The organism is Paenibacillus sp. FSL H8-0332, from assembly GCF_037963835.1.
Taxonomy (GTDB): domain Bacteria; phylum Bacillota; class Bacilli; order Paenibacillales; family Paenibacillaceae; genus Paenibacillus_AQ; species Paenibacillus_AQ rhizoplanae.
On the sequence record NZ_CP150145.1, the window covers coordinates 7,381,477 to 7,395,702 of the forward strand.

13 protein-coding genes and 2 pseudogenes are annotated in these 14,226 nt (G+C 48.0%); 10 read left to right on the plus strand and 5 right to left on the minus strand.

Annotated features, from left to right (window positions below; genetic code table 11):
* The first annotated feature begins 13 nt into the window (after window positions 1-13).
* The 5 genes and pseudogenes from NST43_RS32400 (at window position 14) to NST43_RS32420 (ending at window position 5,420) form a co-directional block, all read left to right on the plus strand.
* Entirely contained in the window at window positions 14-1,330 is a 1,317-nt protein-coding gene (locus NST43_RS32400) for an NAD(P)/FAD-dependent oxidoreductase (RefSeq protein ID WP_339221560.1), read from the plus strand.
* Between the two features lie 437 nt (window positions 1,331-1,767).
* Window positions 1,768-3,343: pseudogene (locus tag NST43_RS32405) on the plus strand (IS1182 family transposase).
* A gap of 354 nt (window positions 3,344-3,697) precedes the next feature.
* Window positions 3,698-4,666 carry a stalk domain-containing protein gene (locus tag NST43_RS32410; protein ID WP_209994025.1) on the plus strand — a complete coding sequence of 323 codons (969 nt, stop codon included), beginning with the start codon at window positions 3,698-3,700 and terminating at the stop codon, window positions 4,664-4,666.
* Window positions 4,667-4,888: 222 nt separating this feature from the next.
* Window positions 4,889-5,020, plus strand: a complete 132-nt coding sequence (locus tag NST43_RS32415; RefSeq protein ID WP_339221561.1) for a hypothetical protein — start codon at window positions 4,889-4,891, stop codon at window positions 5,018-5,020.
* Window positions 5,021-5,066: 46 nt separating this feature from the next.
* Window positions 5,067-5,420, plus strand: a complete 354-nt coding sequence (locus NST43_RS32420) for a nitrous oxide-stimulated promoter family protein (RefSeq protein ID WP_339221563.1) — start codon at window positions 5,067-5,069, stop codon at window positions 5,418-5,420.
* A 36-nt stretch (window positions 5,421-5,456) separates the two neighbouring features.
* On the opposite strand, the gene NST43_RS32425 is transcribed toward NST43_RS32420, so the two are convergent.
* From NST43_RS32425 to NST43_RS32435, 3 genes are read right to left on the minus strand one after another with little or no spacing between them, the layout of a single operon-like run.
* The gene (locus NST43_RS32425; protein ID WP_339221565.1) at window positions 5,457-5,999 is read right to left on the minus strand and encodes a GNAT family N-acetyltransferase; all 543 of its coding nucleotides are present in this window, start codon (window positions 5,997-5,999) and stop codon (window positions 5,457-5,459) included.
* Between the two features lie 16 nt (window positions 6,000-6,015).
* Window positions 6,016-7,344: a HAMP domain-containing sensor histidine kinase gene (locus NST43_RS32430; protein WP_339221567.1), complete on the minus strand. Its 1,329-nt coding sequence runs from the start codon at window positions 7,342-7,344 to the stop codon at window positions 6,016-6,018.
* Complete coding sequence (locus NST43_RS32435; RefSeq protein WP_339221568.1) at window positions 7,334-8,041, minus strand: response regulator transcription factor; 708 nt, start codon at window positions 8,039-8,041, stop codon at window positions 7,334-7,336. Before NST43_RS32435 ends, NST43_RS32430 begins: the two co-directional genes overlap by 11 nt.
* 173 nt (window positions 8,042-8,214) lie before the next feature.
* On the opposite strand from NST43_RS32435, the gene NST43_RS32440 reads away from it, so the two are divergent.
* From NST43_RS32440 to NST43_RS32455, 4 genes and pseudogenes are all read left to right on the plus strand, one after another.
* Window positions 8,215-8,919, plus strand: coding sequence for a VTT domain-containing protein (locus NST43_RS32440; RefSeq protein ID WP_339221569.1), 705 nt, complete (start codon window positions 8,215-8,217; stop codon window positions 8,917-8,919).
* 64 nt (window positions 8,920-8,983) lie between these two features.
* Window positions 8,984-9,373: a DUF948 domain-containing protein gene (locus NST43_RS32445; protein WP_339221570.1), complete on the plus strand. Its 390-nt coding sequence runs from the start codon at window positions 8,984-8,986 to the stop codon at window positions 9,371-9,373.
* 204 nt (window positions 9,374-9,577) lie between these two features.
* A complete protein-coding gene (locus tag NST43_RS32450; RefSeq protein WP_339221571.1) occupies window positions 9,578-11,719 on the plus strand; it encodes a pectate lyase in 2,142 nt (713 codons plus the stop codon).
* An 18-nt stretch (window positions 11,720-11,737) separates the two neighbouring features.
* Window positions 11,738-11,824 (plus strand): annotated as a pseudogene (locus tag NST43_RS32455) (YgjP-like metallopeptidase domain-containing protein); the annotation flags it as partial.
* Window positions 11,825-11,833: 9 nt separating this feature from the next.
* On the opposite strand, the gene NST43_RS32460 reads toward NST43_RS32455, so the two are convergent.
* Together NST43_RS32460 and NST43_RS32465 are read right to left on the minus strand one after the other, a co-directional pair.
* The gene (locus NST43_RS32460; RefSeq protein WP_339221572.1) at window positions 11,834-12,919 is read right to left on the minus strand and encodes a saccharopine dehydrogenase; all 1,086 of its coding nucleotides are present in this window, start codon (window positions 12,917-12,919) and stop codon (window positions 11,834-11,836) included.
* Window positions 12,920-13,019: 100 nt separating this feature from the next.
* Entirely contained in the window at window positions 13,020-13,340 is a 321-nt protein-coding gene (locus NST43_RS32465) for a winged helix-turn-helix domain-containing protein (RefSeq protein WP_209994033.1), read from the minus strand.
* Between the two features lie 122 nt (window positions 13,341-13,462).
* Between NST43_RS32465 and NST43_RS32470 the strand changes: the two genes are divergently transcribed.
* Window positions 13,463-13,714 carry a hypothetical protein gene (locus tag NST43_RS32470; protein WP_339221573.1) on the plus strand — a complete coding sequence of 84 codons (252 nt, stop codon included), beginning with the start codon at window positions 13,463-13,465 and terminating at the stop codon, window positions 13,712-13,714.
* Window positions 13,715-14,226: the final 512 nt, after the last annotated feature.

The following is a 14,226-nucleotide window of genomic DNA, read 5'->3' on the forward strand; positions in this document are numbered from 1 at the left end:
TGCATCAATTAACATGTATAAGGATCAGACTTCTAAGCACCACGAGCTGTTCATTATCGGTGGGGGTGCTGCAGGTCTAATGGCTGCAGTTACAGCGAGGGATCAAGGTATTGATACAGCCATTATTGAAAGTAATGACCGGCTCGGGAAGAAAATAATAACGACAGGTAACGGGCGTTGCAACATTACGAACCAATCCACCGCCACAGGTACGGATGAAGCAGCCGCTTTATCAGTTAAGTATCACAGCAATCAGGCAGGATTCCCAATACATGTACTGCGGCAATTCGGTGTCCGCCAGACGATCGAATTTTTCTCCTCGCTCGGGCTTCCTTTTATGAGCCTGGAGAATGGCCGGATGTATCCGATGTCGCTGCAGGCGGCTTCGGTGCCGGGGGTGTTTAAGCTGGCGCTGGAGGACCGGAATGTTCCCGTATATTATAAACATAAAGTGCTCAATGTGACCGTCTCGGCGGGACATCCGCGGTTCGCGATAACCTGCCAGACGGAGACAGAGGAACAGGTTGTGTATACCAGCGACTATCTTTTTCTATGTACAGGCGGCCTTACCGCTCCAAAAACTGGAACAGACGGCTCCGGTTATACGCTTGCCCAGCGTCTGGGGCACACCATGATCCACCCGGTGCCGGGCATTGTACAATTGAAGCTGGATTATCCGTATTTGAAGGAACTGTCGGGCATCAAATTTGAGGGAGAGGCCCATGTTATCGTAAACAATGAAGTCATCCGCACGGAGTCTGGCGAGATTCTTTTTACGGACTATGGTATCTCGGGCCCGCCTATACTTCAGCTAAGCAGAAAGGCTGCGTATAATCTCGGCATAGGAGAATCCGTGACCCTGTCGGTTGATTTGATGCCGGAGCGCACGGAGGAAGAGTTAATTGATTTTCTGGAAATACATTGGGGGATCTTCGGACACCGGACGGTTGCTGATTCCCTGATAGGCATCGTCAGCAAGAAACTGATTCCAGTGCTGCTGAAGGAGGCTGGAATTGATCAACAGCTGCATCTGCTGTGTCAGGATCTAACATGGAAAACCAAGAAAATATTCTATAAACTATTGAAGCGTTGGGAATTCAAAATCACCGATACCAATAGCTTCACGAATGCCCAAACCACGGCCGGTGGCATCGATACGACGGAGCTAGTCGAAGGAACGCTGGAATCTAAGCTGGTGCCTGGGCTCTATTTGGCCGGTGAGGTGATGGATGTAGACGGAGATTGCGGCGGCTATAACCTGCAATGGGCCTGGAGCTCCGGATATGCCGCCGCGATGGCGCTTGCTGACCGGCGTGCCCGCACCACGTAAGAGTTAGATAGAGGGTCGCTGATATCTTGGTGCGTTGCGGTGAATACATGCATGCATTGAATGCGCGGCGGCTAATTGTGGATTTACCATGCCGTGCCTCGGCTCCAAATGCAGTAATAATGGGGGCTGTCCCAAAAGCCATGAAATGGCTGCTTGGGACAGCCCTTTGTTTTGGAGTAGAATCAACGTGAACACTTGGGTGGACGCTGTGCGAACGGACCGTTATTCCAATCGCTGTGGTCTCCAGATTTTTTTAATTCCCCTTAGCGGTGAAAATCCGGAGACCAAGGCGACCGCTATCGCTTTTACACAATCGTTCCGTTCTCTCCGCTGTTTAAGCGGAAAATGGATGACAATATTTATAAAAACGAAAAAAAAGAAACCTCTCTTTTGTTAAAATGGAGTTACCACACAACCATTTCAAAGGCGAGGTTTCTTTGTACATTCAATATACCATGGACCAACTTTGCTTGCCAATGGATCTGGAAGAAGATATCCCGGAAAATCACCTCGTTCGCGTCGTGAATACCGCCGTCAATCGGCTGGACAACGCCATTTTTGACGCGGCCTATCCCGGCGGCGGCCGTGACAGCTACCATCCTAAAATGCTCACCAAAGTAATCATCTACGCTTACACTCAGCGAATCTATTCGTCTCGCCAAATCGCCAAAGCGGTCCGGGAGAACATTCCCTTCATGTGGCTGGCCGGACGGCAGCGACCCGACTTCCGCACGCTGAATCGCTTCCGTTCCCAGCGGATGAGAAATGTCCTCGAAACGGTATTTACCGCCGTGCTTCAGTTTCTGGCTGACGAAAAATACGTGTCTCTGGAGCATTATTTTGTGGACGGAACTAAGATCGAGGCGAATGCCAATCGCTACACCTTTGTCTGGAGCAAAGCGGTCAGCAAACACAAAGCGAAACTGCGAGATAAGGTACAGGCCCTATTCGCTGACATTGAAGCAGCGGAAGAGCAGGAAGAACAAGAGAACCAGGGCAAAGATCTGGATGAACTCAGCACGGGTTCGGAAATGGACAGTGAGAAACTCGAACAAGCCGTGCAAAAGCTTGAAGCTCAGCTTGCCGAAAAACCGAAAGACAAGCCCCTAAAAAAGACGGTTCGGACGTTGCGTAAGGATTTGCTCCCTCGACTGCAGAAGTACGAACAATATCAAAAGCTGCTTGGGGACCGGAACAGTTTCAGCAAGACCGATCCAGAGGCAACGTTTATGCGGATGAAAGAAGATCACATGCGAAATGGCCAACTGAAACCGGGATACAATGTGCAAATCGGGACCGAAAACCAATTTATTTTAAACCTACAGTATACATCAAAGACCGACCGACACCCGCTGTTTAGAGCCGCATCTGGAAAAAGCCCAGCAGATCCTCGGGAAATGGCCAAAGACAGTCATTGCGGATGCAGGCTACGGCAGCGAAGAAAACTACGCCTATCTGGAAAAGAAAGAGATACAGGCGGTGGTGAAGTACGGCAGCTACCACAAGGAAAAGACTAAAGCCTGGAAAGCGAATGTTGGTAAAATCGAAAACTGGACATACGATACAGCCGAGGATCACTGGACGTGCCCATCTGGGAACAGGCTGCATTTCCACAGGGAAAGCAAGGAGACCCTAGAGAGTGGCTATGAAATTCGCAGACGGCATTACCGCAGCAGCTCCTGTGAAGGCTGCCCCCTAAAGGAGCGTTGCACGAAAGCGGCAGGAAATCGGGAAGTGGTCGTCAGCCTGGAACGGCTGCGATACCAGAAACAGGCGCGTGAAACTCTACGGAGTGAAGAAGGTTACACCTTGGCCGTACGCCGAATGACGGAGCCGGAAAGTGTATTCGGACAACTGAAGAACAACCGGGGATTCCGGCGATTTCTGCTTCGCGGCGTGGAGAAAGTGACGCTTGAGGTCGGATGGCTTTCCCTTGCTCATAATCTGCTGAAGCAAGCCGCCAATGACCAAAAAGTGAGCATTAAGACTGAAGAGAACTGTCTTCCGCCGTAGAAAACCTACTTTTGGGACAGCCCCTTTTTTCAAAATATAATTTATATGTTTCATACGATACATTATATTTCTACTTCTCTTTGAGGTTATTTCAATACGCATGTATGCAGAGCCATGTATATTTAATAAATTCCGAGTAAAGGATTAACAATTGCTCCCTATTATTCCGATAAGTAAATTGATACATATTTTTACTTTGAAAATGAATTGTGGGATAAATCCCAGAATATCTTGTCAACTGGTATTTATGAACCTTATAGAAGTAGTGTGACAAGCGGTTCATTTCATTATTTTGATAGCTTTAACTTATGGTAGTGCATGTAGCATCAAATAAACTGTAGGGGGATTTTCAGAATGAAGTTAGTTAAAATGAGGAAGTCTGTGTTTGTTTCATCTATTGTAGTTTCAAGTCTACTATTTGGCACAGTAGGGGTGTTTGCAGGAAATGGTGTTGAAGCAATCAAGGCAAAATTGAACCATGATATCAAGTTTGTCCTTAACGGTTCCAAATGGACTCCAAAAGATCAATCGGGTAATAATTTATCTGCTTTAGTATATAACGGTTCTACATATGTGCCCTTAAGATCTGTTTCAGAAGCTCTTGGAGCGGATGTTAATTTTGATGGGGCTTCTTTAACTATTTCCATTGATGGTTCAGGTGATAGTGGTATTCCTTATAAGGATACCAGTACGGCATCGACTCCCCAAGAACCCGTTAAGCAAACTGTTAACCCGACTGTGACAAATACACCACCTCCAGCAGCAACGACGGCGACTGCTTCGACTAATGGTGGTAAAACCCTTAGTTCCGCAATTCCAATAGGCAAGTCGGTTACATTTAATGACCCCTATAGTTATGATGGTCTGACATTCACAGGAAACTATACTGTCTCCGTAAGCTCAGTAAAGTCAATCTCAAGAAGTGAAATTGCAATTCTTGGTTTCAGAGAACCAGAAGCCAATGCTTTGATTGAGTATAAATTGGCTAAGGTGAAGTTCGTTATGAATAATGGAAAGATTATCTCTGATGATAAAAACGAAGGCACTTATGTTGCTGTTGATTTTGTACCACAACTGTGGGGTTCTAAAACTTCAGACGGAGACAGTATCGTCGGTGTGAAAAATTCTGGTTTCACTGGCTCCTTGGATGATGCTATTCGTGACGCAACTGATTTAAAAAAGCTTAAGTCGGGTGAAAGTTACAGCTACACTGCAGAAGGTCTTGTAATCGTACCTGTACATAAGGGTGTGGCGAACTATCTGGCCGTCCAGCTCAGAGATAATAGCGATTATGACAAGTCATTCTTTTACTTCAACCTTTAGTCATCAAGAGGCCTAAGTAATCAAATATGAGAGGGGTATCTCTAAAGTCAAAGTATGGCTTAGAGGTACCCTTTGTTTCTTGAATACGAGAGATGAAGAGAGGATCAAATGGTTCTTTACGAAAAGGGGGTGTCACAAATTGCCGATAGGGAATGACAACAGAAGAGCTGAACGAGATCCGTATGAGAGGACTTGGGAGAAGAAGATGGAGGGAAAGAGCTAATGACGAGTATGCATAAAAAGAAAGGGAGCATTTCTCTATTGCCTGAACAGGTTCGGCCTGAGGTCTTGGAGGCGTTCTTCAATGTGTTTGAAGAGGATCTGGGCATTCTTGAAGACCTAAGGGATCGTTGATATGACTAGATTTATAAGTTCAACTAAGTCAAGGAGGCCTTATTATATGAGCAGAGCAGCAAAGCAGCAGCTGAACGACGGCCCTAAGATCCGCAAAGAAAAAATGATAGCTGCAAAAATGATTCGTATCTATTGCAAGAAAAAACATCATGAACAAGAGCTCTGTGAGGAATGCCGGCACTTAAATGAGTATGTTATGACAAGACTCTCCTACTGCAAATTCGGTGAAGAGAAAACAGCTTGTGCGAAGTGTCCGATTCATTGTTATAGACCGGTCTACCGCCAAAAAATAAAGGGGGTTATGCGTTTCTCAGGACCCTGGATGTTGTTGTATCATCCGTTAGAGTCCATAAAGCATATCCCCATACCGGAGAAGTTAAAAAGACCGCTGTCCCGATAGTCGGCAGCCACCTCTGCTGATGCCGGGCGAATGGCGCTACACCATCCCCTGCCCCAACCACTCCCGCTTCAATATCGCAAATTGCTGGGTATTCTCATACTTCGGCGTTCCGTCTTCGTTCTTGGTGAAGGAGATGAATTCCATGAAGCAGCCTTCTCTGCGCATACCCAGCTTCTCGCAGAGCTTCTGCGATCTGGAGTTGTCGTCCTCGACGTAGGCGTAGATGCGTCTGGCTTCCTGCTCCAGGAAAAGATAGCGCAGTAGCGCGCGGGCGCTTTCGCTGGCATAGCCGACGCCCTCGTAGGCCGGGTTGAAGTGCCAGCCTACGCTGTAGGTATCGGGCTCTTCTTTCATGCAGAATAATTCGCCAATGATTGAGCCGGTATCCTTCAGGCAGACGGCGAGATGGGAGTCGTCCTGACTCCGTTCGCTGGCGGTGGCGATGGCTTCCTCTAACGTGGAGAGGCGTTCGCTTAGGAAACAGTTCACCCGCGGATTAGCCAGATACTCCAGCATACCCGGTGCATCCGTCTCCCGGAAGTTTCTGATGATTAAGCGGTCGGTAGTAAATTTTTGCATGATGATCCTCCCTAAATTAAGTGAGCGTGTTATTTACCGGCAAGCGGATGTGAACGGAATACCTGCCGCCATTGCTTGTGAATGTGATTTCGCCCTTATGCTGGCTGATGATTTTGTGGCAGGTCTTGAGGCCGATTCCGGTGCTATGCACCTCATGGGCCTCCTTATTTATAACATTCGTGATATCTATCAACAGCCAGCGGTCTTCGATTCTATACGCAATCGTTACGGCCGCAGACGTATCGGCATACTTCGTAATGTTGGAGAAAAGGTTGTCGAATACCCGCCTGAAGGAGATCAGGTGAAGCTCCACGCGGAAAGGGACAGGGGACGGCTTCCGTGCTACCTGGAAGCCGTGATTCTCCAGCAACATCGACTGCTCATCGATTAACTGATCCATGAGCTGAATCCCATCGTAGGAATCGAACTCCAGATCATTCTCCTCTGTGTTATACACGGTGAAGTACTCGAATAGCTTGTCGGACAGATGCTTGATCTGATAGGCTTTTTCCCTGCTGCTGTGAATGTATTTCGCTAACGCCTCCTGATCCTGATATTTCTTGTATTCGATGATGTCCAGGTAGCCGACCAATGCGGTGAGCGGTGTCCGCAGATCGTGGGACATGGCGGTGACCAGCTCGCTGTTGGCGACTCTGGCCTGCTCCTCGCTCTCCAGGCGCTCGATGAACGATTTCCTCATCTCATTGATGCTCTGGGCCAGAGACGACAGCTCATCCTTCCCCTTCAGCGTAATCGGATAGTCCAGATTCCCGCCCTCCAGAATTTTAATCTCTTTCTCCAGCACGCCAATATAAGAGGTCTTCTTGTTGATGAAGAACAGGACCAGGACGATGAAGAATAAGAACGACAGAATCACACCCAGAATCGTAATGAGGTTGTAATACTTGTATTCAAAAAAATACTCCATATAGACCTGAGCAGTCGTATCCGCAAAGGTAACCGTGGAATATTGGGATTTGCTGAAAATGCTAGGGTCCGGTAGAAACCTTGTATTCTCGGTCTTGATGGTGTACCCGTCTGTAGAGTAGAGAAATTGGTTGTTCTTATAGAGATAGAGGTTCACATACTTGGCTTTTCGGACCCATTCCGCTATTTTAGTATCATCCTTAAGCGAAAGATGCTGCCCGGAGATATATTCCTCAAGTGCCGGAAGGGATTGCTGCTCTTGCTTGTCAATGAACGAGCTTCTGGCCCGGTAATGCTCCAGCAGATCTTCGCCTGTGGACTGCAGCAGCAGGAACAGCATGGAAGAGGCGAGGAACGAACCGATCAGGCACAGGATTAATTTCAGTTTCAGCCTGCTCCACCGTAGCTTATGATTCAATCCGGTACCCCTTTCCCCAGACGGTTTTGATGAACTTGGGATTCTGCGGGTCCTTCTCCAGCTTCATCCGCAGGTTGCGGATATGAACCATCACCGTATTGTTACAGCTGTAGAAGTAAGGCTCGCCCCACACACTCTCATACAGATTCTGTGCCGAGAAAATCTTATTGCGGTTGCCGGCCATCAGCGCCAGCAGCTTGTACTCAATTTCGGTCAGGGTCAGCTCCTTCTCATTCATCCTTACCTCGTTGACGGTAGTATTAACACTTAGCCCATTGAAGGTAATCACATCTGAGGGGGCAGAGGTATCCTCTTTGCCTTTGTATACATAATACCGCCTAAGTAAGGCCTTCACCCGGGACACCAATTCGGTGTAGGAGAAGGGCTTGGACAGGTAGTCGTCACTACCCGCAGAGAAGGCCAAGGTTTTATCAGAATCTTGAGTCTTAGCTGTCAAAAATAAGATAGGCGCGCTGGTCAGCTCACGAATCTCCACGCAAGCCTTGAAGCCCGATTTCCGGGGCATCATGATGTCCAAGATAATCAGGTCGATGGTATCGTCTACTTTATTCACAGCGTCTTCGCCGTCTATAGCCTCTATGACATGATATTGCTCGCTCTCCAGCAGTACCCGGACAATCTCCCGGATCTCGTGGTTGTCGTCGGCTATAAGTATGGTCTTGGCAGCATTCATCATCCATCCCCCTCCCTTCCTGAGCGCTCACTGTGCTTCCATTATAGATTGTAGATAGCTCATAAACCACAGGCGGCCAGGCGACTTAAGAATTCTTAAGGAAGTTCATGCCCGGATCTTAAGAATATTGACCTAAGCTGGAGATAGTATAAGCCAGTGAAGAGAGGGATTCGTAAATGGATTGGTTATTACACAAAAAGCGGGTCAGCAAGGTTCTCCTCGCTTGCGTAGGCCTTGTGACCATTATCATATTCATCAGATACCTGCCGCAGCTTCTGCGCGTGACGATGTCTCTGGACGGCTTCCGGGATTACATCCTTTCTACGGGAAAATTAGGACCGGTCATGCTGGTTCTGTTCCAGATTCTCCAGACGGTCATTGCCCCCATACCAGGGGAGGTTGTTCAAATTGCCGGGGGATACATCTATGGGACAACTCTAGGGGCGGTCTTCGTGACCGGGGGAATGCTGCTGGGGGCGATGATCGCCTTTTACTTCACCCGGTTTCTGGGCGGGACGCTCATTGAAGGCTTGCTGAAGCGGGACAAGTTCAAGTGGATGAGAGGGATGATGGACAATAACAAATTTTCGGTCTTCCTGTTCATCATCTTTATCATTCCCGGACTGCCCAAGGATATGTTCATTTATGCGGCGGGACTGACGACGATCAAGCCCTTAAGATTCTTTACGATTCTGCTCATCGCCAGACTCCCGTGGCTGCTGGCTTCTGTGAGTATCGGAGCTAATATCTATCACAAGAATTATGGACCCACCATCATCATATCCGCGATCTCTGTCCTGGCCTTCATCCTCGGCTTAATCTATAAGGACAAGCTGATTCATAGATTAACTGCCTTCAAAGGCGGCAAAAGCGGGCAGTAGGCGCAACATGTAGGAATGATGTCTGTAAGTTGGACATAGAGTGGTACTACAGGAGGCGTTGCATATGGTTATCCAACTTAGTGTTGCTTTGGCGGCGGTTGCTTTTGTCTGTCTGGTTGCATTCGTGATCCTTACGCTGCGCAAGGGAATGACCACCCTCGGCGAGACTAACCGGACGCTGGGCGAGGTGAGGAATGCGATTCATGGATTAACGGGCGAGGCGACTCAGCTCATTCACACGGCGAATCAGGTCACCCGGGATGTGAAGGGTAAAATCAAAACGATCGATCCGATCTTCGAATCTGCGCACAATGTGGGCGAGGTCATTCAGACTGTGACCGAGACCTTCAAGAAGAACGCTGCCGACATCGGGCAGAGCTTGAACCAGGAGCCGGAGAAGGCTGCGGTCAAAAGTAAAAGCGGCCAGATCCGCGTTAATACGAAGTTTCAGTGACCTTTGTGTCATCGATAAGAAGCCTCAGTTCAAGGCACCCCGGGCGGGTGTCTTTTTAAATACAGTTATCATTTCGCTGCAAAATAATCATTTTCTCATAATAGTGCATAATCGCAGGAGAACTGAGCAAATGATTGTTTCAGCACTAATTCGGCTTCTGCTATGCTCGGGGTGCCAGCAAACCTAAATCGGGAGGCCGAATTCATGAAAAGAATCGTTGCGAAGGTAACCAGTATGACTCTGTTGTTCACTCTTACACTCACTCTACTATTCAGCGGGTGGGGAACGTCGGTGGTGCACGCTGCAGGACTTACGGTAACAGGCAGTGGAGGCGGAAATGAAGCTGCATATGTGGAGTGGTCACCTGTCAGTAATGCATCCGGCTATATGGTATTCATCAAAGCGGCGAGCGCCGCAGATTCCCAGTATCAGCAGCTCCATAATGAATTGATCCGCAAATATGCCTCCTACTGGAGAGCAGATGCCGTAGGCCTTGCGGCCGGAAGCTATGTTATGAAGGTGGAAGCCGTGCTGTCAGGCGGGGGAACGGCAAGTGCAGTGACGGGTACGCTGGCCGCCGTGCCGTATGACCGGTCCGGGTTTGCTTTTTCAGCCCAATCTCCATATGGTACAGGCTCCGGCGCTTATACTAACAATGGAACGCTGAAGAGCGGGGCACAGGTGCTGTATGTCACCTCCCAGAATGCACAGACTGTAACGCTCCCCGTAGTGGTCAGCAGCTCAGGTACAGTGCAGACGGGAGTAGGTCTTGGCGGCATTCTTTCGCTTCGGCAAAAAGGCTATGATACCACCCCGCTCGCGATCCGGTTTATCGGAAAAGTGACGGCTGCTGATCTGAGCGGACAGCTCAATAGCGGCGGTTATTTGGAGGTGAAGGGGAAGAGCAATTACACCGAGATGAATCTGACGATTGAAGGGATCGGCACAGATTCGTATGCCTATGGCTGGGGGCTGCTGCTCAGATATGCAGGGAATGTAGAGGTGAGAAATCTTGGCCTGATGTTATTCCCGGATGACGGCATTTCCATGGATACAGGCAACGCGAATGTGTGGGTGCATAATAACGATATTTTCTATGGATCGGCGGGGAGTGATGCCGACCAGGCCAAGGGCGACGGCTCCACGGACCTCAAGAAAGGCTCCACGTATATCACCATTTCGTACAACCATTACTTCGATTCCGGCAAAGCAGCTCTGGTCGGACTTAGCGAATCCACAGAGTTCTTCGTCACCTTGCACCACAACTGGTTCGATCATTCCGACTCGCGTCACCCGCGGATCAGAGTAGCCTCGGTCCATGTGTATAATAACTTCTATGACGGCGTGTCAAAATACGGTGTGGGCGTGACGACCGGTGCTTCGGCCTTCGTGGAAAGTAATGTGTTCCGCAATGCCAAATATCCGATGCTAAGCTCCCTTCAGGGGACAGATGCTCTGGGCGAAGGCACGTTCTCCGGGGAAAACGGCGGGATGATCAAAGCGTACAACAACAGTATCACGGGTGCGGCGAGTCTGATCTATGCGAACTCCAACAGCGGAACGGCTCCAGCCAATGCAGCCTCCCACGATGCTTACCTGGCCTCATCGAGAAGCGAAGCCGTTCCCGGCTTGTACAAAGCACTTGTCGGCGGAACAGCATATAACAACTTCGATACGCTGGTCGATACAGGTGTCAGCGTAGCAGCTGTCGATAACGTAAGCGCAGTAGAGCAGAAAGTTACAGCGGGAGCGGGACGCCAGGGGGGCGGCGATTTCAGCTGGGCCTTCAATAACGCTGTAGATGACACCGCCTATGCCCTCAATGCGCCGTTAATGTCTGCCATCCGCAGCTACACCTCAGGGCTGGTATCTGTGGGAGGCAACGCTAACCCGGGAGGCCCATCGCCGACTCCAGCAGCAACGCCTGTGCCAACGGTAACTCCGGTGCCAACAGCGACTCCGGTGCCGACAACAACTCCCGCGCCGACAGCAGCACCTACGTCAACGCCTGCTCCGGGAGCGGCGGTTCACAATTTTACAGCGTCAGGAACTTCGAGCAGCTTTTTCACCATTCAGGGCAATCTCTCCACCAGCAAGGGAACGGTCTCCTATAACGGACTGACCTTAACGCAATGTCTGAAGATCGAGAGCGCCACCAGTATCCAGTTCACCACAGCCAAGGCTTCAACGCTAACACTGGTGTTTGGCTCTGAGGGAACCAAGATTAAGGTGGATGGGACAAGCTATCCTATAACGAACGGTGTGGCCACCGTCCCCCTTGCGGCAGGCGCGCATACGATTTCGAAGGATAGTACTGCTAATTTGTATTATTTGGTGGTGGAGTAATATAACTCCTAACCCCATTATCGCTTAGCGATGGCGTCACTGGAAGTGATGGATTGTGTCATGATTCATGAACTGTGCCATATTCACCACATGAATCATGACCGTATCCTGGTATCAAGAATAAGATACTTGAACATCGTATTGTGTGAAAAAGTGAGTGACTGCATCCATGTCCATTCGGTGATCGAACAAGTGCTCAGGATAATAGATGCCTGGATCCATCGGCTCATCCGTAGACATCATCAGCAGTAAATTTTCGGCCTGCACCGCAGCGCCAAGCGCAGTCATATGGGTTTGACCGAGTGGATCTGAGACGGTCATCTTTCGTTCCACTAGGTTACCCTTCGCATCCATGCCTTTCAATTGAATAACCAGGTGATGAGCGCTCCCGGTTCCCGGATTGTACAATAATTTCCGTCTGAAAGGCTTGAATCGATCCCCACTAATCATCTTCCATATTCCGGTTTTGACCAGTCCTGCGAGTGCATAAGTGGAAACCTTATGATCGAAGGAAATGCGAAAGCTGGCAGAATCGATATGATGGGTACGGGGCAAGGTGACATGATCAGGAGTATCCAGTCTGTAACAGTGCGTCGCGTATCCATTTGGAAACTGTACTTTAACCGGGTCAGTCATGGGATAGACAAGTCGGCTCGTATTGGATTGAGTGATATGAAAAGGAATGCTCATCCGGTCCATGAAGGCTGCTGAATCCGGGCCGGCCTTATCCCGCAGGGAGTACAAGGCATGGATGTTAACCTCAACGTTCTGAAGCGATTTCGAGAGCATCATTGCAAACAGGGAGGCCGTTCCCGCCATCCAGCCCGAAGATAGAATCACGGGGGCATGAAGCTCTTCCTGATCTAATGTGCGTATCGCTTGCTGAAACACTTCTGTCCAGCGTGTGACATCAATGAGTGGAATTTTTCTTCGCACTGCTGATACCAGTAGTCGATCATCCAGATCGTTCACGGCATTAATGATTAAAGTTATATTTTCTCCTGCGTGAATCAGCGGATCGACTGCCTGGGTATCAACAACAACCGTGTGCACCCGGTCCGATGGGAAAGGGGCTGCTTTGCCAGCAGAGCGACCGCCCAGCACTAACTCCAGATCAGGGTGCCTGTCATGTAAAATGCGGGCAATCTGTACCCCTACAGCACCATAGCCTCCAGCGATGAGAACCTTTTTTCTATTCATTTGTTAACCTCCGTTTATATGTTTGTGTACTTATACGTTTAAACAATTGAACATAATAGTGTGAAGAAAAGGAATGCGGTTCACCAGCGCGCGGCGTGCGCTAGCTCTGACATTCCACTTCTACGAGATGAACGAGCTGTTTGAGCAATTCGATAGCATCGTTGAACTCCAGTTTGTAATACATCTCAGTCCCTTTTTTCTGAACCGACAGCAGCCCGGATTGGCGCAATATTTTCAGGTGATGAGAGACTGTAGGGCGTGACATGGGAATATGCTCTGCAATCTGTGATACGTTCATGCTATCTCGATCAATTAGCAGCGATATGATTCGCTGGCGAACAGGGTCTCCTAGACCTTGGAGATAAGGGCTTAGATTCTCGAAAATATCAATGACTTGTTGATTACCTATCGACTCGCTCATGGCTCACTCCGTTATAATGTTTAATTATTTAAACATATCATAACTCTTATATGCCACTAAAATCAAATTTAATATTCCTGCCACATGAAAATAGCTGTTCCGCTTGGTTCAAGGCCGGAACGATGACTACTAACAATCCTAAGATTTCAGATTTCAAAATGTATGCCATACAAGCTTCAAATTCTTATGATAGTTATAATAATTACGGTGGAGTGTATGCCTTAGAGATTGTTGGGATAGTTGGAGCTATACCTTTTGCAAATGCAATAGCCGCAGTAGCTGCTGGGGGTATTGTGGTATGGACTGCCTACCAAGGATATAGCGCTTGGAGCTCTATGAATCAAGCCATGGCAAATGCCTATTCCCTTCTTTAGATTAAAAAACTGCATTTTAATGCAGTTAGAGTGCCGAAAAAGTCCATAGGGCTTTTCGGCACTTCGATTTTTATATGGGTAGATTGATCTTTCAAAACAAAAATTGATTTAAAACGATCTAAGAACCTTAGTCTTTAGAATAACGAGATGAATCCTCCCTGCGTAAAACCAGGTTTTCTCGACAACTGACTATTTTAATGTATATTTTTCCGAAATTTCATATAATTAATGTAATCACGCTAGCGAGAGGTAAATGTATGAAAAAAACCAATAAATTATTTGTATATTTATGTTGGTTCGCTGCTCTAGGAATCAATATAAAAATTTTAATAAGATCACTTTCGAATAATGAGCCTATATTTATTAATGTAGTAGGTGTGATTTTATTAATAGTTGTTATTTCAACCTTACATCTTAATATTAAGACTAAGAAAAAATAAGTCACAATAACAAGTAGACAAGCAAAAAAAAACTTGAAAATAAATCACAGTTATTAATAGACTTTTGAAGTA

Coding starts and splice junctions, on each gene's coding strand:
- NST43_RS32415 (WP_339221561.1), top strand. CDS start 4,889: ATGACGAGTATGCATAAAAAGAAAGGGAGCATTTCTCTATTGCCTGAA.
- NST43_RS32400 (WP_339221560.1), top strand. CDS start 14: ATGTATAAGGATCAGACTTCTAAGCACCACGAGCTGTTCATTATCGGT.
- NST43_RS32470 (WP_339221573.1), top strand. CDS start 13,463: ATGACTACTAACAATCCTAAGATTTCAGATTTCAAAATGTATGCCATA.
- NST43_RS32460 (WP_339221572.1), bottom strand. CDS start 12,919: ATGAATAGAAAAAAGGTTCTCATCGCTGGAGGCTATGGTGCTGTAGGG.
- NST43_RS32425 (WP_339221565.1), bottom strand. CDS start 5,999: ATGCAAAAATTTACTACCGACCGCTTAATCATCAGAAACTTCCGGGAG.
- NST43_RS32435 (WP_339221568.1), bottom strand. CDS start 8,041: ATGATGAATGCTGCCAAGACCATACTTATAGCCGACGACAACCACGAG.
- NST43_RS32465 (WP_209994033.1), bottom strand. CDS start 13,340: ATGAGCGAGTCGATAGGTAATCAACAAGTCATTGATATTTTCGAGAAT.
- NST43_RS32450 (WP_339221571.1), top strand. CDS start 9,578: ATGAAAAGAATCGTTGCGAAGGTAACCAGTATGACTCTGTTGTTCACT.
- NST43_RS32445 (WP_339221570.1), top strand. CDS start 8,984: ATGGTTATCCAACTTAGTGTTGCTTTGGCGGCGGTTGCTTTTGTCTGT.
- NST43_RS32410 (WP_209994025.1), top strand. CDS start 3,698: ATGAAGTTAGTTAAAATGAGGAAGTCTGTGTTTGTTTCATCTATTGTA.
- NST43_RS32420 (WP_339221563.1), top strand. CDS start 5,067: ATGAGCAGAGCAGCAAAGCAGCAGCTGAACGACGGCCCTAAGATCCGC.
- NST43_RS32440 (WP_339221569.1), top strand. CDS start 8,215: ATGGATTGGTTATTACACAAAAAGCGGGTCAGCAAGGTTCTCCTCGCT.